The organism is Chitinophaga oryzae (genome assembly GCF_012516375.2).
GTDB lineage: Bacteria > Bacteroidota > Bacteroidia > Chitinophagales > Chitinophagaceae > Chitinophaga > Chitinophaga oryzae.
In genome coordinates this window covers 4592613-4616804 of sequence record NZ_CP051204.2, presented here as the reverse complement: position 1 = coordinate 4616804, position 24192 = coordinate 4592613, and the positions used below count along the sequence as shown (strand labels likewise).

General features: G+C 50.7%; 26 protein-coding genes and 1 tRNA gene. 11 read left to right on the top strand and 16 right to left on the bottom strand.

Features of this window, described 5'->3' with window-relative positions; genetic code table 11:
• Positions 1-171: 171 nt before the first annotated feature.
• Together HF324_RS18810 and HF324_RS18805 are read right to left on the bottom strand one after the other, a co-directional pair.
• A complete protein-coding gene (locus HF324_RS18810) occupies positions 172-1341 on the bottom strand; it encodes a FecR family protein (RefSeq protein WP_168860517.1) in 1170 nt (389 codons plus the stop codon).
• A 116-nt stretch (positions 1342-1457) separates the two neighbouring features.
• A complete protein-coding gene (locus HF324_RS18805) occupies positions 1458-2027 on the bottom strand; it encodes an RNA polymerase sigma factor (protein WP_168803951.1) in 570 nt (189 codons plus the stop codon).
• A gap of 336 nt (positions 2028-2363) precedes the next feature.
• On the opposite strand from HF324_RS18805, the gene pdxR reads away from it, so the two are divergent.
• Entirely contained in the window at positions 2364-3812 is a 1449-nt protein-coding gene (gene pdxR / locus HF324_RS18800; RefSeq protein WP_220101199.1) for a MocR-like pyridoxine biosynthesis transcription factor PdxR, read from the top strand.
• 21 nt (positions 3813-3833) lie between these two features.
• On the opposite strand, the gene HF324_RS18795 is transcribed toward pdxR, so the two are convergent.
• Positions 3834-4460: a hypothetical protein gene (locus HF324_RS18795; protein WP_168860516.1), complete on the bottom strand. Its 627-nt coding sequence runs from the start codon at positions 4458-4460 to the stop codon at positions 3834-3836.
• A 97-nt stretch (positions 4461-4557) separates the two neighbouring features.
• Here HF324_RS18795 and HF324_RS18790 point away from each other — a divergent pair, with 97 nt between their 5' ends.
• Positions 4558-5754, top strand: coding sequence for an exo-beta-N-acetylmuramidase NamZ family protein (locus HF324_RS18790; RefSeq protein ID WP_168803948.1), 1197 nt, complete (start codon positions 4558-4560; stop codon positions 5752-5754).
• On the opposite strand, the gene HF324_RS18785 is transcribed toward HF324_RS18790, so the two are convergent.
• Positions 5736-6884 (bottom strand): tetratricopeptide repeat protein, encoded by a 1149-nt coding sequence (locus tag HF324_RS18785; RefSeq protein WP_168860515.1) that lies wholly within the window; start codon positions 6882-6884, stop codon positions 5736-5738. The genes HF324_RS18790 and HF324_RS18785 overlap by 19 nt on opposite strands.
• Positions 6885-6971: 87 nt before the next feature.
• On the opposite strand from HF324_RS18785, the gene HF324_RS18780 reads away from it, so the two are divergent.
• On the top strand, positions 6972-7523 hold the full coding sequence (locus HF324_RS18780) for a GNAT family N-acetyltransferase (protein ID WP_168803946.1): 552 nt from the start codon (positions 6972-6974) through the stop codon (positions 7521-7523).
• Positions 7524-7602: 79 nt separating this feature from the next.
• Here HF324_RS18780 and HF324_RS18775 read toward each other — a convergent pair whose 3' ends face one another.
• From HF324_RS18775 to HF324_RS18765, 3 genes are all read right to left on the bottom strand, one after another.
• Positions 7603-8103, bottom strand: coding sequence for an SRPBCC family protein (locus HF324_RS18775; RefSeq protein ID WP_168803945.1), 501 nt, complete (start codon positions 8101-8103; stop codon positions 7603-7605).
• A gap of 102 nt (positions 8104-8205) precedes the next feature.
• Positions 8206-8586 carry a VOC family protein gene (locus tag HF324_RS18770; protein WP_168860514.1) on the bottom strand — a complete coding sequence of 127 codons (381 nt, stop codon included), beginning with the start codon at positions 8584-8586 and terminating at the stop codon, positions 8206-8208.
• A 72-nt stretch (positions 8587-8658) separates the two neighbouring features.
• A complete protein-coding gene (locus tag HF324_RS18765) occupies positions 8659-9336 on the bottom strand; it encodes a DUF6597 domain-containing transcriptional factor (RefSeq protein ID WP_309475681.1) in 678 nt (225 codons plus the stop codon).
• A gap of 316 nt (positions 9337-9652) precedes the next feature.
• Between HF324_RS18765 and HF324_RS18760 the strand changes: the two genes are divergently transcribed.
• The gene (locus HF324_RS18760) at positions 9653-10384 is read left to right on the top strand and encodes a glycosyltransferase family 2 protein (protein WP_168803943.1); all 732 of its coding nucleotides are present in this window, start codon (positions 9653-9655) and stop codon (positions 10382-10384) included.
• Here HF324_RS18760 and HF324_RS18755 read toward each other — a convergent pair whose 3' ends face one another.
• Both HF324_RS18755 and HF324_RS18750 read right to left on the bottom strand, forming a co-directional pair.
• Entirely contained in the window at positions 10385-11371 is a 987-nt protein-coding gene (locus HF324_RS18755; RefSeq protein WP_168803942.1) for a glycosyl transferase, read from the bottom strand. It lies immediately after the preceding gene.
• 26 nt (positions 11372-11397) lie between these two features.
• Entirely contained in the window at positions 11398-12315 is a 918-nt protein-coding gene (locus HF324_RS18750) for a glycosyltransferase family 2 protein (RefSeq protein WP_168803941.1), read from the bottom strand.
• 102 nt (positions 12316-12417) lie between these two features.
• On the opposite strand from HF324_RS18750, the gene HF324_RS18745 reads away from it, so the two are divergent.
• The gene (locus HF324_RS18745) at positions 12418-13533 is read left to right on the top strand and encodes a tetratricopeptide repeat protein (RefSeq protein ID WP_168860513.1); all 1116 of its coding nucleotides are present in this window, start codon (positions 12418-12420) and stop codon (positions 13531-13533) included.
• On the opposite strand, the gene HF324_RS18740 is transcribed toward HF324_RS18745, so the two are convergent.
• The 3 genes from HF324_RS18740 to HF324_RS18730 all read right to left on the bottom strand — a co-directional run bounded on the left by HF324_RS18740 (position 13534) and on the right by HF324_RS18730 (position 15901).
• Positions 13534-14253, bottom strand: a complete 720-nt coding sequence (locus tag HF324_RS18740; RefSeq protein WP_168860512.1) for an SDR family NAD(P)-dependent oxidoreductase — start codon at positions 14251-14253, stop codon at positions 13534-13536. It abuts the gene before it with no gap.
• Between the two features lie 114 nt (positions 14254-14367).
• The gene (locus HF324_RS18735; RefSeq protein ID WP_168803938.1) at positions 14368-14856 is read right to left on the bottom strand and encodes a DinB family protein; all 489 of its coding nucleotides are present in this window, start codon (positions 14854-14856) and stop codon (positions 14368-14370) included.
• Positions 14857-14947: 91 nt separating this feature from the next.
• Positions 14948-15901: a quinone oxidoreductase family protein gene (locus tag HF324_RS18730; protein WP_168860511.1), complete on the bottom strand. Its 954-nt coding sequence runs from the start codon at positions 15899-15901 to the stop codon at positions 14948-14950.
• A gap of 183 nt (positions 15902-16084) precedes the next feature.
• Between HF324_RS18730 and HF324_RS18725 the strand changes: the two genes are divergently transcribed.
• The 3 genes from HF324_RS18725 to HF324_RS18715 all read left to right on the top strand — a co-directional run bounded on the left by HF324_RS18725 (position 16085) and on the right by HF324_RS18715 (position 17954).
• On the top strand, positions 16085-16999 hold the full coding sequence (locus tag HF324_RS18725) for an SAM hydrolase/SAM-dependent halogenase family protein (protein WP_168860510.1): 915 nt from the start codon (positions 16085-16087) through the stop codon (positions 16997-16999).
• 39 nt (positions 17000-17038) lie between these two features.
• On the top strand, positions 17039-17782 hold the full coding sequence (gene rluF / locus HF324_RS18720) for a 23S rRNA pseudouridine(2604) synthase RluF (protein ID WP_078673300.1): 744 nt from the start codon (positions 17039-17041) through the stop codon (positions 17780-17782).
• Positions 17783-17881: 99 nt separating this feature from the next.
• Positions 17882-17954, top strand: a tRNA-Lys gene (locus HF324_RS18715).
• Between the two features lie 192 nt (positions 17955-18146).
• Here the strand turns inward: HF324_RS18715 and HF324_RS18710 are convergent.
• Positions 18147-18662 (bottom strand): hypothetical protein, encoded by a 516-nt coding sequence (locus tag HF324_RS18710; RefSeq protein WP_168860509.1) that lies wholly within the window; start codon positions 18660-18662, stop codon positions 18147-18149.
• Between the two features lie 288 nt (positions 18663-18950).
• Between HF324_RS18710 and HF324_RS18705 the strand changes: the two genes are divergently transcribed.
• A complete protein-coding gene (locus tag HF324_RS18705; RefSeq protein ID WP_168860508.1) occupies positions 18951-19817 on the top strand; it encodes a terpene synthase family protein in 867 nt (288 codons plus the stop codon).
• 37 nt (positions 19818-19854) lie between these two features.
• On the opposite strand, the gene HF324_RS18700 is transcribed toward HF324_RS18705, so the two are convergent.
• From HF324_RS18700 to HF324_RS18690, 3 genes are read right to left on the bottom strand one after another with little or no spacing between them, the layout of a single operon-like run.
• Entirely contained in the window at positions 19855-20658 is an 804-nt protein-coding gene (locus HF324_RS18700) for an AraC family transcriptional regulator (protein WP_168860507.1), read from the bottom strand.
• Between the two features lie 58 nt (positions 20659-20716).
• On the bottom strand, positions 20717-21445 hold the full coding sequence (locus HF324_RS18695) for an SDR family NAD(P)-dependent oxidoreductase (RefSeq protein WP_168803931.1): 729 nt from the start codon (positions 21443-21445) through the stop codon (positions 20717-20719).
• A 17-nt stretch (positions 21446-21462) separates the two neighbouring features.
• Positions 21463-22455 carry an SDR family NAD(P)-dependent oxidoreductase gene (locus tag HF324_RS18690; RefSeq protein WP_168860506.1) on the bottom strand — a complete coding sequence of 331 codons (993 nt, stop codon included), beginning with the start codon at positions 22453-22455 and terminating at the stop codon, positions 21463-21465.
• Between the two features lie 403 nt (positions 22456-22858).
• Here HF324_RS18690 and HF324_RS18685 point away from each other — a divergent pair, with 403 nt between their 5' ends.
• Both HF324_RS18685 and HF324_RS18680 read left to right on the top strand, forming a co-directional pair.
• Entirely contained in the window at positions 22859-23143 is a 285-nt protein-coding gene (locus tag HF324_RS18685; protein ID WP_168860505.1) for a hypothetical protein, read from the top strand.
• Between the two features lie 4 nt (positions 23144-23147).
• Positions 23148-24170: a hypothetical protein gene (locus HF324_RS18680; RefSeq protein ID WP_168803928.1), complete on the top strand. Its 1023-nt coding sequence runs from the start codon at positions 23148-23150 to the stop codon at positions 24168-24170.
• Positions 24171-24192: the final 22 nt, after the last annotated feature.

Below are 24192 nucleotides of genomic sequence, written 5' to 3'. Positions count from 1 at the left end.
GTTTTACGGTAACCCGGGCATTCAGCCAGGGGCGGGTCCAAGCGCTCCTGGTTTTTTATGGGCTACCTGTGGCGCGGTGTGCCGCGCATTTTTCATAACGTTGTTGACTTTGGTTAATAATGACTGGTCATACCGTAGTTTTTAAAGGTGAATAAATGCCGGCGATGGAGTTCAGGATGAGGGAAATACGAGGAGCCTGCCCGCTTCCTGTCTGCAGCGGATGCCGCTGAGTTCCAGGATGCGGATTACGCCTGACAGTTTCATGTTTCGTGGTACCTTGCCCGTTATATGTCCCTGGGGGATGCTTCCCTGGTAGACGATATCGATATTATACCAGCGGCCGATCTGGCGCAGTACCATAGGGATATTATTGCCTGAGAAGCGGAACTGGCCGTCTTTCCAGGCGGTGGCGAGGGCTGTTTCCGTTTCCCCGACGGAAATGCGGCCGTTTTCATTGTTCACTACCGCCTGCTGGCCAGGCGTGAGCATTTTTTCTGTTGTTCCCTGTTTTACTTTCACGGCGCCACTGAGGAGGGTGGTCTGTATGCCGGTTTCATCGGCATAGCCCATGATGTTGAAGCTGGTGCCCAGCACTGCGATCTGCGTGTTGCGTACTGTTACGCGGAAAGGGCTGGCCGCGCTGGCGGTCACTTCAAAATAACCTTCGCCGGTCAGTTCGACGCTTCTTTCCCGGTTGCTGAAAGCGACCGGATATTTCAGCGAGCTGGCAGCGTTTAGCCATACCCGTGAGCCATCCGGGAGGATAAGTTTGTATTGCCCGCCTTTGGGGACGGACATGATGTTGTACAAGGTGTCTGTAAGGGCGCCGGAATGCTCGTCTACGTATAGGATGGAGCCGTCTTCATTTTTGACGATGCGTACGCCGCCCTGTTGTGCCAGTGCGCCGTTGCCTGCACTGTCGAGCAGGATTTGGCGGCCGTTGCTGAGGGTGAGCACCGCTTTGTCCGACCCCGGCGCAGCGTCAGGTGCGTGAGTAGCCAGCTGCCGGGCCGGAAGCGTTTTGGTTTGCAGGTGATGCCAGCAGTAGCCGGCGGTAACAATGGCGGCTGTTACCGCGGCGGCAACCCACCAGCGGCGCCGGCGCGATGGGGCGACCGTTGCCGTATGACCCGGAAAGCCTGTCCGGGCAGTTATTTTATTCCATATCCTTTTTTCCTGTTCAGCCTCGCTCGCAGCAAAAGAGGCAGGGATGTCCACCGGCGCATCCTGACCGGCGTTGTACCACGCGGCATATTCCTGCGCTTCTTCCGGGGTGATGGTGCCTTTCAGCCATTTTTCCGCCAGTGCTTCATACCGGCTTTGTTCCTTTTCCTGGCTCATACAAAAGAGGTCTTTTATAATAAGTCAATCGGAAAGGACCAATCCCCATATGTTTATAAAAAAATTAAAAATTATCTGGAATTCAATAAAAAAAATTACTAAATGGGAAAATTGTATCAGGGGAGCGTGGAGAGCAGCAGCGCGGAGAGATGTTTAAGTCCGGTCTTCAGTGTTTTGACCGCCCGCGCGAGATTGTGTTCCACGGCCTTTTCGGAGATGTTCATTTGTTGCGCGATTTCCTTATGGGAAAGGCCCATTTCGCGGCTCAACCGGTAGGTAAGCCGGCAACGTTCGGGAAGAGCTGCTACCAGGCCAGAGAGCAGGTCTTTCAGGTCTTCAAAACGCAGCCATTGTTCGGTGGAATGATCTTCGGGCGACATATTTTCCAGGGCATAGGAAGAGTAAGCCCTGGCTCTTTTTTTCTTTGCCTGCAGGTTGATGACGCGGTACTTCATGGCTACGGCCAGGTAGGCAGGCAGCGGTCCTGTCAGCGTGAGGGTTTCGCGGCGGTCCCATATGTCCGAAAAAACATCCTGTACCAGTTCTTCCGCTTCCTCCAGGTTATCCAGCTTATTGGCTGCCACGGAAAAGAGCAGTTTCCAGTAACGCTTGTAGATCGTCGTGAAAGCATTTTCGTCTCCTGTACGGAGTAAGTGTAACAGTTGTATGTCAGCCAGTTCCTGCATATCGTCTCGGCTGCCAAGGAAAATAAATTTCGGGAAATAACCAAATACGCATGTTATTTTATCCGCCGGTATCTAAAGATACAGGCAGGCTGTCTCCATCAAAGCAGATAACCCCGGGCAGAGGCCCGGGGCAATGTTTACATGCAATCCTTAATTAATCCTGCAGCCCGATGGATGTATAGCGTTGCAGGCTGCCGATTGTTCAATACCGTCTTTTAACCGGTCATTACACCCGCACTGTCTGCAGGAATTCTCACCCTTGATATTGATGACACAAAATTTGTCTAATTTTGGATGATCATGGTAATCCAGTTTTAACTTAAATAGATGGTCCAGATGCTCAGACCCTGGAAAACGACACTGACGCTTGATTTTAACAACCCGCACCTGTCGGTGTACCGGCAGATAGCGGACGGTATTGTGGCGGAGATAAAGAAAGGAAGACTGAAACCCGGCACGCCGCTGCCGGGAACGCGCGTACTGGCGGCAGATCTTGGCGTGAACCGGAAAACAGTTGTGCTGGCATATGAAGAACTGACGGCGGAAGGCTGGTTGGAAACAGCAGATAAAAGCGGCACGTTTGTTTCCGCGGAGCTGCCTGACAGGAAAGCGCAGCCGGCGAAGAAAACAGCCGGCTTCACCTTTAACGATCATGAGCGGTTGAGCCCTATACCCCAGGAGGTGAATGCCAACCTGATCGTGTTTAATGACGGTTGGCCGGATGTGCGGTTAGCGCCGCTGGACGAACTGGCTAAAGCGTATAAGCGTATTTTCCAGCAGAAAGCGCGCTGGCGTATGCTGGGTTACGGCCATGAACAGGGTGACGAAAGACTCAGGATCGCCGTATCGGGCATGTTGTCTTTTAAAAGAGGGATGAACACCGATCCGCAGCAGATCTGCATCACCCGCGGCAGCCAGATGGCCCTATACCTGGCAGCCCAAACGCTGCTGCAGCCCGGGGACATCGTCGCCATTGAATCGCCGGGCTATCTGCCGGCGAGGCAGACGTTTGTGAACGCAGGCGCCCGTATGGTGCATATCCCGGTGGACGAGAAAGGCCTGATGACAGATGTGCTGGAAGAGGTATGCCGCACCACGCCATTGAAAGCGGTGTATGTAACGCCGCATCACCAGTTTCCTACTGCCGTCAGCATGAAAGTGGAGCGACGGCTTAAATTGCTGGAGCTGTCCAACCGCTACGGCTTTGCCATCATTGAAGATGACTATGATCATGAATTCCATTTCAGCGCCAGGAGCCTGCTGCCGCTGGCAAGCCATGAAGGGGCCGGCAACGTGATTTACATCAGCTCCCTGAGCAAACTGGTAGCACCGGCGGTGCGGATCGGTTATGTAACGGGGCCGCCTGCTTTTGTGGCAGCGTTGGCGCAGCTAAGAAGGCTGATAGACCGCCAGGGCGATCCAATCATGGAACTGGCGGTAGCCGGACTGATGGAAGACGGCATTATCAACCGTCATGCCCGAAGGGCATCTAATATCTATAAAGAAAGACGGGAGAAGATGGACCAGTTGTTACACCAGCATCTCGGCAAACAGGTGATCTTCCGGAAACCGGAGGGCGGGCTGGCCTTTTGGGTGAAATTCGTGAAACCGACCGATACCAGTCAACTGGCGGCGCGCCTGTTGAAGAGAGGCGTTTCCGTGATGGCCACAGAACTGTTCTGTTTTGATGGCAATCCGCTGAACGCGCTCCGGCTGGGGTATGCCTCGCTGACGCCGGCAGAACTGGAAGAGGGAGTTCGTATACTCGCTACCGTAGTAAAGTAACGGTTACCTTTTTAGCAGCCATTATTCCCGGATGATCCGTGACGCCATTTTCGCCCAGCGGAAAGAAACATACTTACGGGAACGATTGTGGCTGTCATCCGGTGGGCTGTAGTGGTGTATTTTCCTGGTATCGGTGTCCCCGATACAGATAAAGGGATGGAATCCTTTTGCGTTTGTCACACCCACGGCCAAAAATGTGTGATTGTCCACCCAGAAGGTTTCTTCGATCCAGGACGATGCGCCCATATAGGCGATGCCGGTACGTGTGTTGCCGGCGGAGCTGCCCAGCAGCAGGGACTGGTCTGCCTCATAAGACGCACGGTACCGGCCATCTGCGACAGGCTCCATTGACACCTGGTAGCTGAAGAAATCCAGCCATTGTTTTTTATCGGGTGAATAGCTGACAAGGGTACCGAAAGCATTGAAGTAAGTAGCGGCCTCCTTGCCGCGGAGCGTATCCCGCCAAACTTCGCCGAAGCCGGTGGTGTTCCGGAACGCAAAGACGTCCGGGTTGAAACCGGGGATGCTGCGCGCCCATCTGCGCAGGGCGGAATCCTGCTGAAAAGCAGCGCGATAGTCTGCCGGCCGGGGTTGTGCCTGGGTGATGTGATACAACAGCCCAAACAACGGAAGAAATATCCATTTCATATTGGTGACGAGTTACAGCTTTTTAAGGTACGATTTTTTGGTGTGAAGCGAATACCGGTTAATGTCTATATTTACGGGTATATCTATATCTAAGCTTATGCAATTTGTATTCCGCGTATTTCTCTTATTGTTACTGGCTGGAGCGCTGACAGCTGATGCAGCATCTCCCAAACCTGTCATGACAGGCGCTGAGCAGACCAGCTTGTATGTGCCTTATCTGAAAGGCAAAAAGGTGGGCATGGTCGTGAATCCCACTGCGGTGATCGGTGAACGTTTGCTGGTCGACAGCCTGTTGAAATCAGGGGTGAAGGTCACCCGTATTTTCGGGCCGGAGCATGGTTTCCGGGGCAATGCCAGCAACGGCGCACATGTGGCCGATGAAGTAGACGCTGAGACAGGTATCCCGGTGATCTCCCTGTATGGCGCCCGCAAAATGCCGCCCAGGCAGGATATGGACGCCATCGATGTGATGATTTACGACATACAGGATGTGGGTTGCCGTTTTTATACCAATATCAATACCCTGCGCGATATCATGGAAGCCTGCGTGGAAGCGGGGAAGGAGCTGGTGATACTGGACCGCCCCAACCCCAACGATTATGTGGACGGGCCTGTCCTGGATATGAAGCTGAAATCCGGTATCGGACAGTTTCCGATACCCATCACGCATGGTTTGACTGTCGGTGAGTTTGCCCGCATGATCAACGGCGAGGGCTGGCTGAAAAACAAGCGGAAATGTAAACTGAAGATCATCCCTGTAAAAAATTACAGGCACGGTATGGACTATACGTTGCCTGTAGGACCTTCTCCCAATCTGAATACACAGCAGTCGGTTTTATTATACCCTTCCCTGTGTTTGTTTGAAGGAACGATTATCAGCCAGGGCAGGGGCACTTACATGCCTTTCACTGTACTGGGCGCCCCGGCGCTGAAAGGGCAGTATGAATTTTCCTTCACGCCGGAAAGTATTCCGGGTAAGTCCGAGTCCCCGCTGCATATGGGACAAGCCTGCTATGGGCTGGACCTGCGCAAATTTGACACCGCTCCGTTGCGCAAGGCCGGTAAGATCAACCTCAGTTGGATGATTGAGATGTACAAAGCTTATCCGGAGAAAGAGCGGTTCTTTGATCAGTCTTACAGCAAGCAAATGGGCAGTATTGACAAGCTGGCCGGTACTACGGCTTTCCGCCAGCAGATCATTGCCGGGAAAACAGAAGCGGAAATCCGCCGCAGCTGGGAGCCGGGGCTGGGCCGGTATAAGAAGATGCGTGTCCGTTATTTGCTGTATCCCTGAGTTTTCATCCTGGATTGCAGGTACTGATGTATTTCCGTCTCCTCGGGAGAAGAGCCGGGCTTGTATAATTGCAGAAAGCGTTTGTAGTGTTTCATCGCTGTATGGCCGTTATGAAGCCCGGTTTCGTATATCCGTCCCATACTGTACTGCCGCAGCGGTTTTTGCGAAAGATACCATGATGTGTCCAGGCTGGCCAGTGCCGGCCTGAATTGCTGCATGTTCTCGTAGTTGATGGCCATGCTGCTGTAGTAGCTTTCCAGGCTGGATGATTTGGCGAAATCAATACATCGCAGCAGCAGCTCGTTGCTCTCCCTGTATTGCCGGAGGGCGGTACGGGCCAGCGCCGTGTAGAAGGTAATGTTTTCTGATGCGGCGTTGCGGTCCAGTAAATACTGATAGATACCGATACAAGCCTGATACCTCTTCAGGGTATAGTTGGCCGCTATAACGTAAACGAATGTATTCGGCGACACTACGTTGAGCCGTTGCAGTTGTTCCCCGATGCCGGCGGTACGCCGATAGTTCTTCACCATGTACGCCGTTTTGGCGGCGGTCATCAGCACAGCAGCTGCGGAGGAATCCTTTTCCAGGAAGGCGCGGGTGATGGAATCTGCCCGGGGATAGGTTTTCCGTTCCATCCATTCTTCAGCGGTACGTGCCGCTACGCGGGCGTCGGCGGGATTGAGCTGATAGGCCTGCTGCAGCCATACGAACCCGGAATCGGGCATCTGTGCGGAGAAAGCGGCGAAACTTAGTTGTTTCCAGGCTGCGGCGCTGGCGGGTTTCAGCTGTACGATGCGCTGATAGAGGGGGACTGCCTCTCCGTAACGTTCCTGCTGCGAGCGGATCGTTGCCAGGTATTGTAGCGCCGGTATCAGGGTACTGTCCAGCGTCAGCACTTTTTCATAGGTGCCGGCCGCATCGGCTATTTTGCCGCCCTGGTAATAGGTATAGCCCAGCAGCGCCATTTCCCGTGCGTCGTGTAGGTTGACTTTCGGCCGGAGGTAGGCAATGGCTTCGTCATATTGCTGGTCCTGCAGGTACTCCATCACCCTGTTCCTGTCTATTCCCTGCGCCCGGACAGTCCCCGATAAACAAAGCCACCCGATGATCCCGATAAAGTTTCGCATAGTGAAATCATTTTAATAAAACTAAGTATTTAGTTTTAAAACTAAAAATTTAGTTTTAGTATATTTCGGGAAACGGAACCGATAGCAATGACAACGATTTCATCCCTCAGCGGTCTAACGGCCATGGATATATTACAAATGGGCCACAACGGCTACACATCTTCACAGGCGTGGGTACCCGTGCAAGAGCAGGACGGAGCGGAGATGCGTTTTACTTTTCGACTGGAAACGTTGCCATCTCCCAAACAAAAGACCTGGCACACGAGTGAAACGGAGCTGGCTGAACTGAATGAGGTGATGCAACAGGGCCATTCTTATGCGGCCTACGACAACGGGAGGTTAACGGGGTTTATCATCGCGGAAAAAAGGGATTGGAACAACACCTTGTATGTGGCACAGTTAACGGTAGCAGCTTCCGAAAGAAGGAAGGGTATCGGCGTGCAGTTGATGAACACGCTTATAGCACATGCACGGCCGTTGAAAGTACGGTTACTGGAGCTGGAGACGCAGAACACCAACGTGCCGGCGGTGACCTTCTACCGGAAGCAGGGATTCCGGCTGTCGGGCGTTCACCTGAAATTGTATGATCCGGTATGGTGTCCCGGCGAAGTAGCTTTTTATATGACCTTTGAATTATAACCGATGCGTCCCGGGCTTCTGCCAGCGGAAGACGGAAGGCCCGTTTCCCGTTTCCACGGCCGAAGCGCGGGCCGCAGTATTACCGGCGTTGTTCGAGGACAGCCTTCAGCCTGGCCAGGTCTTTCAGGACCGTTGCCCTATCGGTTGCCAGCATATCATCCGTCATATCAGGCTGCCTGAACAGGGTGAACAGCACTTCGCTGCCTTCGCCATTGGCCACTACGCGCATGGGCACATATACTTCCTGCCCGTTGCCGGGATACACGTAGTGATCGGCGATGCGGAACGGATTGGACGGTGTGAAGCGCGCCGTGGCGCTGTTGCCGTTGGCCATTTTAAAACGCCAGGTATCCGGTGTGCCGGCCGGTTCCAGGTTGGAGCCGAAACCATTCGCCCAGACGCCGAAGTTGGAGGGCACTGACAGGAACGCATATACGTCATCTGCCGGACGGAGTACCGTGATGCTTAATGTTTGTGCGGGTAATGCCATTTTTGTCGTGTTTACGGTTTGCGCTTTTGTCTGTATAAAAAGCAGCAACAGCAGGCCGAAGCCCAAGCTAATGCATCTTCTTTTTTTCATGGTCTTTTGATACAAAGGTAGCAGGCAGACCCGCTTCGCACTTTGGAAAAAAACGACAAAATAAACCGGCTACAGGCTTGCCATACGAACGAGAAATCCTATTCAGTTTTCCGGCGCTGCGTATTGTACGATGTCGATGCCTACGCCGTTGGGGTCCATGATCGCAAAATGATGATCTCCCCACGGTTCTTCCCTTAAACTTATCTGAATAGGAACACCTTTGGCCCGCAGGTCGGCATAGATGGTTTTTACGTCTTCCACTTCTATGGTGAGATAAACGCCCTTGCCGCCAAATGCAGGCCGGAACAGCGGTTGCTGGCTGGCATGTTCCGGCAGCAGGAAGCTGATTTCTGCGGTGTGGCCTGGCGTATGCAGCAGCAGGTAAAAATCATTTTCGAAAGTTACCCCAAAGCCTAGCACTCTGGTATAAAAGTCTTTGCTCTCCTTTATTTTCTCTGTGATGATACCGGCATTCATTTTCATATTTTCTCTTTTTTGATGACAACACAAAGATGAAAGTATTTACCGGGACGGTATTGTAAAAAACGGACAAACTCAGGGCAACGCCAGGGTGGGAGGCAGGCCGTACATGGTTTTGAACTCTTTGATAAAATGCGCCTGGTCATAGTAACCGGCATCGAAAAAGTGTTTATGGGCCTTCAGGCTATCAGCAGTGGGCGTGGTGTGCAGCAGTTGCTGAAAGCGTACCACTTTGCTGAAGGTCTTGGGAGAATCGCCGATGTAAAAATCGAACAGCCGTCTGAGTTGCCGCGGGCTGACACCGCTATGGAGCTCTTTTTCCAGCCGGATATTACCGCCGGCGCGCAGGATCAGGTCTACCGCCTGCAACAGGCGATGATCGGCATCAGCAGTATGGCCTGTTGCTATTTTTTCAAAAAAACGGTCCAGCAGCGGTTGCAGTGCTGCCAGGTTATGCAGGCCGGTGGCCTGTTGGGTGAGACCGGCCGCCAGCCCGGGCGCAACGGCCCCGAGCGGTTCAAAGCGATTGGTAAGCGTAGCGGCATTGACGCCGAACAACAGCGGAAATGCTGCCGGCAGAAAGCGGATGCCGATGTAGTTAAACGGATGGTCGAGGGGGAACTCGGTGTAAGTGGTGGAGAACCCCATGACGTACACATCTTCCGGATGATCGGTATGAAAAAAAAGGTCTATACAGCCATCGGCTACCACGCGGTATACAAACGGTTCCGACAGCGAAGGGAGAGAAGTCAGCTGCCAGTAGCAATAGATATAGGACGTCAGCGCAGGCGACGGCAGACATTCCCGGTAGGAAGCGTGGTCGCGCCCCGGGCGGATGGCCGGTTGTATGGGCCTGAAAAGTTGGAAATCCGGATATTTTTTTATTTGATAATTGGATTTACGGATGTTGGAATGTTGATAGACAGACTACAGCACGAAGATCGGTAATATTTCACATGAGAGATCATAGAATCCGGGTTTCAAATTTATTAAAATTTCAAAATCCGTAAATTTCAAAATCCGTAAATCAATTTGCGCTATTTTAGCGGCCGTTTAACAACAGTACAGCATGAGCGGAACGCCAGCGATTAGTATCATTATTGCCACTTATAACACTGCAGAAGACATTGGCGGTTGCCTTGATGCCATCGCCGCACAATCGTTTAACGATCTCGAAGTGGTGATTGTGGACGGGGGGAGCACCGACCAGACCATGGAGCTTGTCAGATCTTATGCAGCGCACATTCCCCTGAAATGGTGCAGTGAAAAAGACAACGGTATTTATGATGCACTGAATAAAGGCGTGAAAATGGCCTCCGGCCGCTGGTTGTACTTTCTGGGTGCAGACGATCGTTTATTGCCGGGTTTCAGTGAACTGGCCGCTAAATTACAGGATGAACGTGCGTTGTATTACGGTATCACCAAAGAATATCACAGCGATGGCCGGGCGCCGGTAGGCCTGCTCACCGGGAAGTTCTCCAAATACAGGATGGCCAAAGGCGCTATCAACCATCAGGCGATCCTTTACCCGGCGGCGGTGTTTCAGTACTATGCCTATAACCTGCGTTACCGTGTGTATTCGGACTATGAGCTGAATATCAGGCTATGGGGCGATGCCCGTTTTAAAAAGCTGTTCTTTCCGATCCCCGTTGTGAGTTATAACATGACAGGGTTTTCTGCCAACAATCCTGATACGGTGTTCCTGGCGGAAAAGCCGGCCATTATCCGGGAAAGTCTCGGCTGGCTGGTATATGTGCGTTTTATGCTGAAAGAATGGAAACGCCGGCGTAAACAGTCCTGATCATCCGGTGATATAACTTCTTCTGAAAAATTCTCCCACCCGTCCTTTAAAATAATATTTGAGTTTGGTGCCGAAAGAGCGCCTGTAGCGGGGTATTTCCATCATTTCGTGGAATGTGCCCTGTAGTCCGGCGGCCTTCAGCTGCCTGTCTGCTTTTGCCAGCGCGTGGATGTAAGGTTTGTAGATAATTTTCAGTTGTTCATCGGTGATGGGATATTGCCCGAGGAAACAGCCTTTGGGGTAACAGTACTTATAGTCCTGGTAGTGATAAAACACCAGCCCGAATTGTTTGCCGGTAGCGATTTCGGTACCGGTGATATGCTGGCCCTGTTGGGAGAAGGTATACTGCTGTATGTTCCAGGGAGCCACGCCGCCGCCGAGGTGTTGCAGCTCATGTACGCCTTCAAAGCGGTCCATCCAGTAGTCGAGATATTTCTGGTCTCCGAACTTGCCGTCTTCAAAACGTTTGTAACACCAGGCGAAGCAGGATTCTTTCCAGTCTGTCAGCACCCGCCTGCCGTTTTCATCATTCCGGAAGAACATGAACTGTACACAGTATCTGCCGCTCAGGGCGGTTTGGTCGTATACCGGCGTATAGCGGTGATCGGTGATCAGCACAGACTTATTGCCCATTTCCTTTATCAGGATAGCCGGGTCGTCGAAGAACAGCAGGTCTGCATCGATATAGGTGCAGGAGGGAAGCCGGTAACGCTCCAGGCAATACTCGATGGTAGCCGGCGTGCAGGTCCAGCAATATTCTCCCGGTGTGCGTGTAGGCTTTATCGTTAGCAGCCGTTCGTCTTCAAATTCGGCCAGGGAAATAACGGTCGCTTTGGGCAGCCGCAGTGCCGTAAGGGTTTGTTGGCACAGGTCATCGAAGGCGAAGATATAAAGGTGGAAGTCCGGGCATTGCTGCTCCAGGGATTCGTACATCGCCAGCCCGCGTGTCAGGTATAATGAGTTGAAGAGAGTGCAAAAATTAAGCATGCTTGTTTGTTCAATATCAGAAAAGGTCAGGCGCCGGTCAGCAGGTATCTCAGCCAGCGTTTGAAGCGTTTCCGTTTACGTTTGAAATACGGGTACTTATGCAGGCCGAGGAAAAAATCCTTGAAGGCGCTGTAGCCCTGCCTGCTTTGTTTAACCGGGATATTGCCGACGGTCACCGGTTCCTGGCTCACGGACACGTCGTAGTCGCTGGTGTCGGTACAATGGGTGCCGGAGTTGTCCATGCCGTTGTCTCTTGCGAGCGATTGACCGGGGTAGAGGGTATACTGATCTTTCAGGAAAGCGGAGGCGTACCATCTAACGGCCCACGAATCGTTGCGGCCTTCGATCTGGTCTTTCAGCATGTTGGTGTAGGAGAAAGTATCGTCGAAGTCGAACTGAAAGGTCAGTTTACGCCGTATTACCTCGTCGAGCAATTTTTGCCCGTCTGCCTCGAAATGGTCCCATGCTCTTTTCCAGGTGGCCCAGATGGAGCAATCGGCGCCCCGGATAAAGAAAGTGGGCGGCACCGGTTTCCGAAGGGGATACAGCAGGGCGCAGATACAGGCTACTTTGGGTTCCTGTTCGTAATAGTCCAGCGCATCGTTCAGAAAGCGAAGGCAATGAGGGGATACCAGGATATCATCTTCTATCTGGATAATTTTACCATGTTTATTGACCACCATGGTAACGCCGGAAATAATGCTTTTAGACAGCCCCAGGTTGACCGGTTGTTCGATGATGGAGATACTTCCGAAGCCGGTTACGGTACGGAGGTAGTCCCTTACTTCCTGCACGCGCGGAACATCTTGCCCGTGGCGCGGCCCGTCGCTGAAGATGTAGAGGTCAGACGCGGCGGCTTCCGGATTCTGCAGCAGGTATTCGATGGTCTTTTGCGCTTTGTCGGCCCTGTTGAACACAAACAACGCAATAGGAGCTAAAGACATATTTCCTCCGGTAGTTTAGAAATTTCTGGCATAATCAATCGGCAAATATAATAAAATTCAACTAAATTACATGTGAAGTATTTCCTTAATAATACTGTATTTATGCGTTTATCCCTGCTGCAACTCCCGCTGGCGCTTCTGCTGGTATCCGGTGGTGCATATGCCCAACAAGACAGTCTCCTGGCCCGTGAAAAGGCTATTGCCGCCATCAAACTGATGGATGGAGGAGAACCGGACAAATCCATCCCCCTGCTGGAAGAGGCTGCCAAACTGGACCCTAAAAGCCTCGATTATCCGTATGAGATGGCGTATGCCCGCTACCTGATGAAAGATTACGGGAAAAGTGTGGACATCCTGAGAAAGCTGACCCGACGCGATGATGCCAACGACAGGGTGTACCAGTTGCTGGGCAACAGCTACGATATGGCGGGGCAAAAGGAGAAAGCCATCGAAACGTATGAGAAGGGGCTGAAGTTATTTCCTGCATCGGGCAATCTGTACCTGGAGCGGGGCGTGGTGGAGGTCATGAAGGAAGACTTTAACAAGGCGCTGGCATATTTTGAAGCCGGCATTGCGGCTGCGCCCATGTATCCATCCAATTATTACTGGGCGGCTAAAATATTCGGTAATTACACCCAGGAAGAAGTGTGGGGCATGATTTACGGGGAGATATTCCTGAACCTGGAGCGCAACACCCGCCGGACAGTGGAAATCAGTAAAATGCTGTACCTGACGTATAAGTCAGAAATCAAAATAGCGGGAGATTCTGCAAGTGTCAGCTTCAGTAAAAACAATGTGATCAATGTTAGTTACGATCCCAAAGGAGGGCCGGAGGCATTGGCGGCACAGTTGAAGAACCTGAAGATGCCTTATGGCGGAGCGGTCTACGAACCCAACCTGGCGATAGCGGTAGCCGGCGAGAAAATCATCGACCTGCAAACGCTCAACAATATCCGTTCAAGATTCCTGGAGCTGTATCAGCAGAAATTCCGCAGTATGACGAAAGTGCCGGTGGTGCTGTTCGATTATCAGCAGCAGGTCAAAGAGGCGGGTTTGCTGGAGCCCTACAACTACTGGATACTGGGCTACGGGCAGGAGCAGGACTTCACCGACTGGCGTGCGGCCAACGGGGAGCTGTTCAATCGCTTCCTGGAATGGGTAAAGGACCACCGGCTGGCGATCAGCGAAGAGACCCGGTTCTATCGTGCCCGTTATTGATCAGGGCAGCCTTGCCACCAGTCTTTCCGGCATGAGCCGCAGCACCTGGTAAATCATCTTCCATTTAAATCCCGGTACGATGGTGAAACGTTTACCCGCGTTCACTACGGCGCCGGCAATGAATGCCGGTTCCAGCATCAGCGGCTCCGGCAGGGGCAACCCTGCTGTCATCTTACTGCGGATGTAGCCCGCCACGATCACGTTGACGGTTATACGCTGTGCAAACAAATGTTGCCTTAATCCCGCCAGGTATTGGGTGAAAGCCGCTTTGGTGCTGCCATAGATAAAATTGCTTTTCCTGCCGCGAACGCCCGAAAGGGAGGAGAGCCCGATAATTCTTTCCAGCGACGTATTGGAGCTGTCTGTAACAATGATGTTCAGGATGGATACTGCTCCGCAATAATGTACCTGCATCATATTAAAAGAACCGTCCCAGTCCTGCATGGCTGCGGTATTGTCTTTCAGGTAACCGGCGGCGTAGAGTACGATCTGCGGTTTGGCGGGCAGGGTGTCATAGAATTTACGGTGACTGCTGAAGTCTGTCGCATCGAAATGGCGGATGGTCACCTGTTCAAGGGGAAGTTGTTGCTGCAATACAAATGTTTCCAGCGCAGCGGTGCTGCGGGAGGCGGCTACCACGTGATACCCGCGGCCGACGTACATTTTGAGCGCTTCTTTCGCCACATCGGAATTGGCGCCCAGTATAAGGACTTGTTTCATATAGAAAAAGATGACAGGATTTTTCGAAGGCGGGTTAAAACAGGCACGAAGTTCCTGTTTTTTGACGGTAAGTCAAAGCGCCGCTGAAAAATCCTGTCATCTTTTTATTGCCGGTTAGCGCTCATAGAAAGGCGCGGGCTCCAGTCCCAGCGAGCGGTAATAAACATATATCTGTCCGCGGTGGTGGATTTCATTATCGATAAAATAGAGCACGAGGTTGATCACCACGCCTTCGTACATACCAAAAGCTTTGTCGGTTTCGAGGAAACGTTCTTCCGTGATCATCGGCCAGTATTCGTTGATCAGCCGGGTATTTTTGTCCCAGAGATCGAGGATTTCCTGTTTGGTGGCGGGTTGTTCTCTTTTGGGAACGGTTTGCCAGTTGCGGGTGGCGGCGCCGGCTACGCCCATGCCGGAAACGTTGATCTGTTCCATGGCCAGTGCAGCTACAGAGCGCATGCCGCCGATGGAGTAGTCAAAGAAGCGGTCTTCCGGAAACCCTTCCAGCAGGCGGCGGGTAAGGCGGCGGTGGCCCTGGTAGTGTTCAAGCAAATCGGCGCTGGAGATGGCGGTCACTGGTGTTGCGATGGTGGTGTTTTCCATATATCTGTTTCTTTAGGTGTTGACTAATATTGATGGTCCAAAGATAACAGGGGGGTAGTGACAACCTTATGTCAGCAGGGTTTAAAAAAAATTAATCAGGGAAAGAGAGCACGGTGCGACCGGTATTGCGGCGGCCCTCTATGTCGCTGTGGGCGCGGATTACATCGGTGAACGGATAACTGTTGATCTGGCTTTGAAGCTGGCCGGCGGCGATCAGTTCCAGCAGTTCCTGGCTCCATTGCCGCCGTTGTTCCGGGAGGATGTTATAGACGGTGGAACCGATGATACGGGCGGACTTCATGATCAGTTCCTGTGGGTTGACGGCCGTAGGTTGCCCGGAGCTGTTGCCATAGACGATGAGGGTGCCGTTGACGGCGAGGGCTGACACCAGTTGCGCAGGCGTATCGCCGCCGGTGGCGTCCAGTACCAGGTCTGCGCCCTGCGGGCCGGTAATGGCTGTCAGTTGTTGCAGCCAGTCGGACTCACGGTAGTTGATGGCATGGGTTGCGCCGAGAGAACGTACATAGTTCTGTTTGGCAGCGCTGCCGGTGAGGGCAATGATCTGTGGCACGCCTTTGATTTTGGCCAGTTGTACCGCTTTGGAACCTACGCCGCCGGCTGCTGCCGTGATGACGAGGGAGCGGTATCCGCTGGTTTGTTCCAGCAGATGCCTGGCCGTCAGCGCGTGGGTGAGCAGTCCTGCCGCGGGGCTTACCTGGTCGGGCAGCACGGTGAGGGCTGCGGCGGGAATAGCGGCATAGGCTGCGTATCCGGCAGGAGCGTATCCCGTTACCCGTTGCCCTGCTTTCAGGTGCTGTACCCCGCTGCCGGTTTCGGTGATGATACCGCTCACTTCGCCGGGTAGTATGGCGGGAAACTGCGCAATAAAAGGGTATATGCCCTGACGGATAAGGAGGTCGGCGTAGTTGACGCCCACTGCCTGTACTTTTACGATCACTTCCTGCGGGGCAGGAACGGGCATGGGCTGGTCGGTCACTTCCAGCACTTCGGGAGCGCCGTAAGCATTAAGGGTGACTGCTTTCATATGATGTTGTTTAGACCGTACAAAGATGACGGATCGGGGGCGATCCAACACCATGTGTTACATCCATGAAAGTGACTTGTTTTTCCGTCAGATTTTCTTTAAGGCCCGCATTTTTCATTTTTCCGGGCGATGGTACAGGTTGTCGGGAAAGCCGTTAAATTCGTTGCAGGTATTTATTTTCCTATGAGAAAAATCCGCATATATAGTCTGGCCCTGGTGGCACTGTTGCTGGCGCGGGCGCTGTCCGCACAAAATAAGATCGTCGTGTTTCAGTCCGATTTCGGTTTGAAGGACGGTGCTGTTTCCGCCATGAAAGGGGTGGCTAACGGGGTATCCACTGATCTCAGGTTGTATGACCTGACCCATGAGATACCGGCTTACAACATATGGGAGGCTGCTTTCCGCCTGGAGCAGACAGTGCCTTACTGGCCGGTGGGGACCGTTTTTGTGTCGGTAGTGGACCCGGGAGTAGGCACCAGCCGCAAATCTGTCGTGCTAAAGACCCGCAAGGGGCACTTCCTCGTGACGCCGGATAACGGCACCCTCACGCTGATAGCGGCGTCGGAGGGAATTGCAGAGGTGCGGGAGATCGACGAGGCGGTGAACCGCCGCAAAGGCTCCGGTAAGTCCTATACTTTCCATGGCCGTGATGTATACGCCTATACCGGGGCGCGCCTCGCATCCGGCGCCATCACCTTCGACCAGGTGGGGCCGCTACTGCCGGCCACGGTAGTAAAGCTGCCGTTCCAGCAGGCCGTGCGTGAAGGGAAAACGCTCAGGGGGAATATCCCCATCCTGGATATTCAATATGGTAATGTATGGACCAACATCGGCGCAGCCCTGCTGGAGGAACTGCGGCCGCAGTTCGGCGATATGCTGGAAGTGACGTTTTATCACAGGCAGCAGCAGGTGGCCACCATACAGGCGCCCTACAGCGAAACATTCGGCGCCGTGGCGGAAGGGAAGCCGCTCGCATATCTCAACAGCCTGATGCAGCTGTCTTTCGCCCTGAATATGGGGAACTTCGCCGAGGCCTATCACATCGGCAGCGGCAGCGACTGGAGCGTGGCCGTTACCCTGTTGCCGCGGCAGAATTAAATCCTTTTAAGTAATTTGCGTCCCAGTTCAACAGTGATTATGGATATCAGTATCAATAAATATATCAGCGAGACAGGCTTCTGCAGCCGGCGGGAGGCAGACAAATACATAGAGCAGGGCCGTGTCACCATTAATGATAATATCGCTTCGAAAGGCAACCGCGTGAAGGCGGGCGACGTGGTGGAAGTAGACGGAGAGCCGCTGAAAAAGAAAAAGACGACCGTATATATTGCGCTCAACAAGCCTAAAGGCATTACCTGTACCACCGATCTGAAAGACAAAACCAATATCATCGACTTCATGAATTTCCCGTCGAGGATATTTCCTATCGGGCGGCTGGACAAGCTTTCCGAGGGACTGATCTTTCTGACCAACGACGGAGATATCGTGAACAAGATCCTCCGTGCCGGTAACCAGCACGAAAAAGAATATATCGTGTCCGTCGATAAACCCGTTACCCTGGAGTTTATCAAAGCTATGCGCAACGGTGTGAAGATACTGGGTACCGTTACCCAGAAGTGTTTTGTGCAGCAGGAGGGTACAGACAGGTTCCGTATAATCCTTACCCAGGGCCTCAACCGGCAGATACGCCGTATGTGCGAGGTGCTGGGGTATAAGGTAGTGACGCTGAAAAGAACGCGTATCATGAACATGACCCTGAAAGACCTGGCACCCGGGAAGTGGCGTTATTTTACCAAAGAGGAAATTTCCAGTATCAATACCATGGTCGCTTCCAGCAGTAAAACCGCTCCCGGTGACAACAGCGGAGGAATGGATGAATAACGTGTATGCTTTTGCGTTAGGGGAATTTTTTTTTAAAAAAATTTGGAAGTGAAAATTTAATTCCTATTTTTGCAGCCGCTTAACAGCAATACAGTAAAGGATTCCGTAGCTCAGTTGGTAGAGCAATACACTTTTAATGTATGGGCCCTGGGTTCGAGTCCCAGCGGGATCACTGGAAATTAAGAAACCTCGCTCCAGTCGCGGAGTTTTCGCTTTTTAGTTGAGTTCATTATGTATGAAATATAGAATTTTCTAAAGGGGAAATTTGAAGCCGAATGCTTATTAGGCTTTGTTCAAGTTTGCATATCGCGTGGTTCCTGGCCACATGGAATGCCTTTCTTTGCAACCTTCGCTACCAATCGGATTAACGGATACCGTTGTCTCGATCTTTGAAAAAAGTTGTAGCATATTTTGCAAAGCCTTTTGTTTGTAAAAGCTTATCACGTAGGGAATTTATTTTTTGAAAATCTTTAGATTTTGTCAAGACGCCAAATGCACAATGTCTGATATTTTCATCTTCCTCTTCGTTTTCAACAGTGTCCATACAATAGTCAATAACATCAGGAAAGTTGCTAAAATTCCAAGTCAGGGCATTGAAACCATATTCTTTAACCATGTCATCTGTTTCTACCTTTAACGCTTGTAAAATTCTGTTTTTTATATCCGTTATATCAAGACCGGTAAGATCTGCAATTTCAAGGATCTTGTAGACGTTCACTTTAACAAGATCATAAGCTTCCCTGTTTTCAATTAAAGTCAATAAAAAATCCCACTTGTTATTATCTGAGAGAAAATCAAAGTCAGCGCTGATAATTTCTGCTTTTTCGTCATCGTTAGTCGCCGCCTGGTATTTGTCTATAAGTTGCTCTAATAATGTCATAAATACGGTGTCTTTAAAGTTATAAGCTAATGCTCGATGGATTGTGTCATTAACCACAAAGCGTGAAGGCTTACCGCAATTTATCTTAAATGTACTATTTCCGCAAATTTTGCAAATCGGATATAAAAAGGTCCGGGTTTTGTACCATGAGGATCACGGATAATTCACAAAACCTGCGCTGGTTTATCAGCGGGATAAGTTGAAGAAATTCAAACTGCTAATTATTAATCCGCATACGGAACAAATGGGAATGGATCAAATCCGTTGAATAGAAGAAGACTATACTATTTGACGGAAAAGCAACAAAGAAAGTATAAAAAAATGCGCCTGCATTGCTGTATAGCACGGATGCTTCCTTATGCAAGTCTGGACCGCATTACGCCCTGCCATAGATTTATTCTTTTTCAGTCCGTTTTCGACGATCAATTAGAATATAAGACCGCTGAAGAAATCGACCTACTACGGTCAAGGCTGGTGGAAGTATTCAATGGAAGCCAGCCGGAGCCCGGCGAGACGGGCCTTTTCCGGCAGGCTTACAAGATTGGTGAGGAATTTCGTGCCTTTATGCCAACCGCATGGATGGAACGATTTATAGGTGCATTTCATCGTGTTACAAGATATGGCGTTGTGGATGACGCACCATTTAAGGAGAGTGAGAAAGCAATGCTGCTTGTTTATTATCTGCTAAATCGTGAGTATTCTATTCTCATGTATCCATACTTATATATGATAGATATTGAGACGGATTTCGTATTTCCAGATCTTCCTGATAAACATCCTGTAATACAACGGTTGAGGGCCCTGGCTTCAAGAATAATTGGATGGCAGAATGATATTCAGGGCCTTAGTAAAGAACTGACTTTGGAAACGGAAGTTACTAACTTGATTGTTGTTTTGCAGCACCAATATAACCTCTCTTTGAAAGATGCGCTCACAAAAGCTATGGATATCCATGATTCCGATCTTGCTGAATTCATTTCCTTGACAAAAGCCCTTCCAGACTTCGGCAGGTATCATCAGCAGGTTGATAGATTTATTCTGGGTTTAGGTCTTCAGATACAAGGTGTAAACAGCTTTTATATAAATGACACTATACGTTATTTACCAGATGGGTCGGGCTTTGCCTGGCCAGAGCTTAAATCAAATTTTTGCTAATATAGTTATTACTTGCTTTGGAAAGGCAGCAACCGTATTATTCCAATAACTTCGTAGGCGCATACCCGAAGTGCTTCTTAAACGCAAACGAAAAGTGGGACAGGTTCTCGAATCCTACTTCGTAGCATACGTCTACCGGCTTCTTTTTCTTCTCCCTGAGATGGTAATGCGCCAGCTCCAGTCTTTTTTGCGTTAGCCAGCGTTGCGGTGTATTGTTGAACGTCCTGCTGAAATCCCGTTTGAAAGTAGTGAGGCTCCTGCCTGTCAGGTAACCGAATTTTTCCAGCGGCATGTTGAACATGAAATTCTTCTCCATGAAATCTGCGAGGTCGATCTTTCCGGGTTCTTCGAAATTGGCCAGCACATCGTCTACGCTTTTATCGATCGTCCGCAGAATGCTAATAGCTTCCGTGATTTTCAAAGACGCGATATCCTCCGGTAAGTCTTTCATATCGAAATAAGGGATCAGGGATGACAGGCAGCTTTCCAGCAAGGGGTGATTACTGAAGCTGTAGATCTGCTGTGGTCGCATGGTTTGTGGTTTGGAGGGATGCGATGCATAAAAGCGCCGCAACCTCTCCACCGTTAAATGCATGACCACCGTTTTATGCGGTTGCCGGTCTTTAGGATAATTAATGATCGTTGCCAGTTGATTACGGGGTATGAGGAAAATGTCTCCCTTTCCGAAAAAGTAGGTGGCATCCGCCTGAACGATCTTGGTTTCGCCCGAAATGAACCAAACCAGCATGTGGTGCTCGAACATGATGTCAGATTTGAAGAACTTGTCTTCGTAGCATGACAATTTTATATCTTCTGTGATGTATTTTGCCTTGTATTCCATGTTTATGGGTTTTGCAGATCTGCTCATCTAAAAATAACAAGAATCCGTTGTTTTTTTGTCAGACCGACTGGCCACCGTCTACCAGGAAATTGGAACCTGTAATAAAGGCTGCGTTGTTGCCTGAGAGAAAGGAGATCATATCCGCCACCTCGTCGGGCTTCCCTAAGCGGGATAATGGGATGGAGCCGATCAGTTGTTCTTCCAGCTGGCTGTCCAGCCCGATTTTGCGCATTATCTCTGTGGCCACAGGCCCCGGGCTCACGGCGTTGACGCGGATCTTCCGGGGCGCCAGCTCCAGCGCCGCAATTTTCACAAGGGCATTGATAGCCGCTTTGCCGGCTGCGTATACCGACGCGCTTTGAGGGGAAATAGTGGCTGAAGTAGACGATAAAAACACGACGGAGGCATGATCATTCAGGATGGGAATGAATTTGCTTAACGTGAAATAGGCGCCTTTGAAATTCACGTCCATCATTTCATCGAAAAGCCCTTCCGACGTATGTTCTATCAGTGAAAATTTGGTGATGCCGGCATTAATGAGCAGGATATCGACCTTGCCGAAGTTCTCCGAAACCTCAGCCACGAGGCGGTTTATGTCTGAAAGGCTGGCCTGGTCTGCCAAGGCCCAATCCACGCCCAGTTCCGCCGCAGCGTTCTCCACCGCTTCTTTTCTCCGGCCGGTAATAATGACTTTAGCGCCGTTTTCGGAAAGTTTTTTTGCCGTGGCGTATCCGATTCCGCTGTTGCCGCCGGTAACAACGGCAATTTTTGATGTTAATGCTTTCATTTTTCAGGGATTGAAGGTTAGCAATTGAATTTGTGGCCGATCATTTCTTCGGTGAGCGTCCATAAGCGTTTGGCGCCGGATTCGTCGAGGGAGTAAGGCTTCACGCCTCCGGAGGCGAATTCGCCGGTTGCCAGTGCGGCGACGTCGGCATCCTCGCAATACACGCCGCCGATTTGGTTGAGCAGGGGTGAGGTGGCACACCAAACCGTGGTGGCAGCGCCCTGGGAAACGGTTTTCAGGGATGCCAGTACTTCCGGCAGCATGTTCCCGTCGGCATCGCAGAAGCCCATTTTCTGGAAAAGCTCGAGGGGCGCCTCCCGGCCGAGCTCTGTGCCGCCGATAGATCCGGGGTGGAGGGAATAAGCTCTGATATTGCTGGCTTTGGCCCGGTTGTCGAGTTCCATCGTGAAGAGGTTTACCGCGGTTTTCGACTGGCCATAGCTTTGCAGTGTTTCATAGTTGCGGCTCAGGAAGTTGGGATCTTCAAAATCGAACGGCGCAAACTGGTGGCCTTGCGACGAAACGTTGACCACCCTCGCGCCATTTGCCTTTTTGAGGGAAGGCCACAGCCTGGCCGTGAGCTGGAATTGCGCCAGGTAATTGGTGGCCAGTTGGGACTCGATGCCCCGGCTATCCCTGCGCAGGGGCACCCACATAATGCCGGCGTTGTTGATGAGCAGATGCAGCGGCCGGCCCGATGCCAGGAAGCTGTCGGCGAATTTGTCGATGGAAGCGGGGTCCATGAGGTCCATCGCCTCGATTTCCACATTCGGAATGCCCTGCAGATTCCGTTTCGCCTTTTCGACGTCTCTCGCCGGAACGATCACGGTAGCCCCGGCTGCCGCCAAAGTGCCGGTGGTTTCCAGCCCGATGCCGGTATTACCGCCGGTCACGATGGCGATTTTCCCGGTAAGGTCAATGCCCTTAATAACGTCTGCGGTTGTGGATGCGGCATTGAAGCCGGAATGTAAAGGGGTTTGCAATGCGCCCTGGTAATTGTTTTGTTTCATGTCGGTGATTTTTTAATTGTTGATGATGAAACAAAATTACGTTGCCGTAGAATGGGCGACTTTGTTCAGAAGTCCGAATATGCTTTGTTCAAAAGTCCGGTTTTTGAGGAAGGAAATCAAAGGGTAATGATGCGCTCCGGGCTGGCGATGCCTGTTTTACAGACTTGCCCTGCGGCGGGACTATGCCAAAATGTGAGTATTTTCCATATGGCAGATAATTTACGCAAATCATATCCGGAATAGCAGACGCCTACCAGGAAAAAAGTCGCTTTTATACTATTCGGGAAGATAGGCATGAGGTACTTTTGCCTTATCAGTATTTTTTAACCCGCTGAAGTTCAGGAACCCATGTAAAACCCATCCTACCTCCGGCATTTAGATATATAAACAAACCACCCTCATAATGAACTATACAAAGATGTTTAATCCGGTAATAGCCGGTGCCCTGGCATTGCTATGTGCACTCGGCTGTAAAAAATCCACCACAGAAGCACCTGTACGACCGGCAGCTGAAAAATCGCAAATTGACACTGAAGCAGAAGCCATACGGTCGTTTATCGTTAAAAAATACCAGCTAAACGATAGTGACGTAGGCTATGACAAGAAAAATGGTTTCTTTTCCATCTATCACATCAATGTGGTTAGCTACGATGATGCTTTAACTGACTACGAGGAAAATAAAAACTAAGGCCATGAAGAAACTTTTAATGTTTGCAGCAATTTGCATGATGGCTTTACATGTAAGAGCCTCGTTCTTTATACAAGTTTTTAGTATACCCGCCAATCAAAATAAAAACCTGGTAGTTGATCCTTCAAAGGCTACTGCCTTTAAGGCGACTTACAACCTGTCCTATGTATCAGATAACATGTTTAATACGATTGTTGTAGATGTGGTATATATTAGTTCGACAGAAACATTGGTGGTTGGACCGGCAAAAACATACACAGCAACTTCCTCTGCCGGAATTGCAGATTATATAGACGCTACATTGCCGGCAAATAAAATGACCGGAAGGATATCGCTAAGGATAAGGTCGTATTCACCACAGGCTATTACCAATTATAGCCTTAACAGTTATGGTGTTGAAAATGCGATAGTATCACCAGAGGAAATATTCAGACGGAAAATGCACGGGTACAGGTTATCTATCCTGCCCGGTGGTAACATGGAATTTATTGATCCGCCGGCGGCTTTTGCGAATACTTCATTGGCTCCCGTGTATATAACAATCACAGAAGACGGCAAGTTATATGATCTGTATGTCGACCCAACGCGTGCTCCCGGCCAGCCTTTGAATGATAAACAGGTAACCACCGGATATTATGGCCTTAGAAAAGAATTTTATGTTTTTACCCAGCAGCAAGCCGGAACGGTGCCTGTATACAGGTATGTGAAAAAGGCAAACAGAACTGCTGTACTTTTTTCTATGTATCCGCAGGATGAAACCACCTGGGAAAAAACAGGTACTGCTTTTTATGCATACAGCAAGCGGGTACGGGACACGCCAACCCCTCCGGCAGGAGTAAGAGCTGCTAGCCACGTTTTCTACGCTGATCCCAATATAGACCGTACTTTCTTTGCAATGTACTTCCCTGATGAAAATAATAAAAACTGGCTGCTTCCTTATATTATTGACCCGCAAGGACACAAGGTGTACCAGTCGGTTTTTTTTGCTGATTTCCAGGCATTCCCGGCGTATAAAATAAATCCCTGATAAGAGCGACATTATATTTCAT

Coding starts and splice junctions, on each gene's coding strand:
- HF324_RS18810 (WP_168860517.1), bottom strand. CDS start 1,341: ATGAGCCAGGAAAAGGAACAAAGCCGGTATGAAGCACTGGCGGAAAAA.
- HF324_RS18805 (WP_168803951.1), bottom strand. CDS start 2,027: ATGCAGGAACTGGCTGACATACAACTGTTACACTTACTCCGTACAGGA.
- pdxR (WP_220101199.1), top strand. CDS start 2,364: ATGCTCAGACCCTGGAAAACGACACTGACGCTTGATTTTAACAACCCG.
- HF324_RS18795 (WP_168860516.1), bottom strand. CDS start 4,460: ATGAAATGGATATTTCTTCCGTTGTTTGGGCTGTTGTATCACATCACC.
- HF324_RS18790 (WP_168803948.1), top strand. CDS start 4,558: ATGCAATTTGTATTCCGCGTATTTCTCTTATTGTTACTGGCTGGAGCG.
- HF324_RS18785 (WP_168860515.1), bottom strand. CDS start 6,884: ATGCGAAACTTTATCGGGATCATCGGGTGGCTTTGTTTATCGGGGACT.
- HF324_RS18780 (WP_168803946.1), top strand. CDS start 6,972: ATGACAACGATTTCATCCCTCAGCGGTCTAACGGCCATGGATATATTA.
- HF324_RS18775 (WP_168803945.1), bottom strand. CDS start 8,103: ATGAAAAAAAGAAGATGCATTAGCTTGGGCTTCGGCCTGCTGTTGCTG.
- HF324_RS18770 (WP_168860514.1), bottom strand. CDS start 8,586: ATGAAAATGAATGCCGGTATCATCACAGAGAAAATAAAGGAGAGCAAA.
- HF324_RS18760 (WP_168803943.1), top strand. CDS start 9,653: ATGAGCGGAACGCCAGCGATTAGTATCATTATTGCCACTTATAACACT.
- HF324_RS18755 (WP_168803942.1), bottom strand. CDS start 11,371: ATGCTTAATTTTTGCACTCTCTTCAACTCATTATACCTGACACGCGGG.
- HF324_RS18750 (WP_168803941.1), bottom strand. CDS start 12,315: ATGTCTTTAGCTCCTATTGCGTTGTTTGTGTTCAACAGGGCCGACAAA.
- HF324_RS18745 (WP_168860513.1), top strand. CDS start 12,418: ATGCGTTTATCCCTGCTGCAACTCCCGCTGGCGCTTCTGCTGGTATCC.
- HF324_RS18740 (WP_168860512.1), bottom strand. CDS start 14,253: ATGAAACAAGTCCTTATACTGGGCGCCAATTCCGATGTGGCGAAAGAA.
- HF324_RS18735 (WP_168803938.1), bottom strand. CDS start 14,856: ATGGAAAACACCACCATCGCAACACCAGTGACCGCCATCTCCAGCGCC.
- HF324_RS18730 (WP_168860511.1), bottom strand. CDS start 15,901: ATGAAAGCAGTCACCCTTAATGCTTACGGCGCTCCCGAAGTGCTGGAA.
- HF324_RS18725 (WP_168860510.1), top strand. CDS start 16,085: ATGAGAAAAATCCGCATATATAGTCTGGCCCTGGTGGCACTGTTGCTG.
- rluF (WP_078673300.1), top strand. CDS start 17,039: ATGGATATCAGTATCAATAAATATATCAGCGAGACAGGCTTCTGCAGC.
- HF324_RS18710 (WP_168860509.1), bottom strand. CDS start 18,662: ATGACATTATTAGAGCAACTTATAGACAAATACCAGGCGGCGACTAAC.
- HF324_RS18700 (WP_168860507.1), bottom strand. CDS start 20,658: ATGGAATACAAGGCAAAATACATCACAGAAGATATAAAATTGTCATGC.
- HF324_RS18695 (WP_168803931.1), bottom strand. CDS start 21,445: ATGAAAGCATTAACATCAAAAATTGCCGTTGTTACCGGCGGCAACAGC.
- HF324_RS18690 (WP_168860506.1), bottom strand. CDS start 22,455: ATGAAACAAAACAATTACCAGGGCGCATTGCAAACCCCTTTACATTCC.
- HF324_RS18685 (WP_168860505.1), top strand. CDS start 22,859: ATGAACTATACAAAGATGTTTAATCCGGTAATAGCCGGTGCCCTGGCA.
- HF324_RS18680 (WP_168803928.1), top strand. CDS start 23,148: ATGAAGAAACTTTTAATGTTTGCAGCAATTTGCATGATGGCTTTACAT.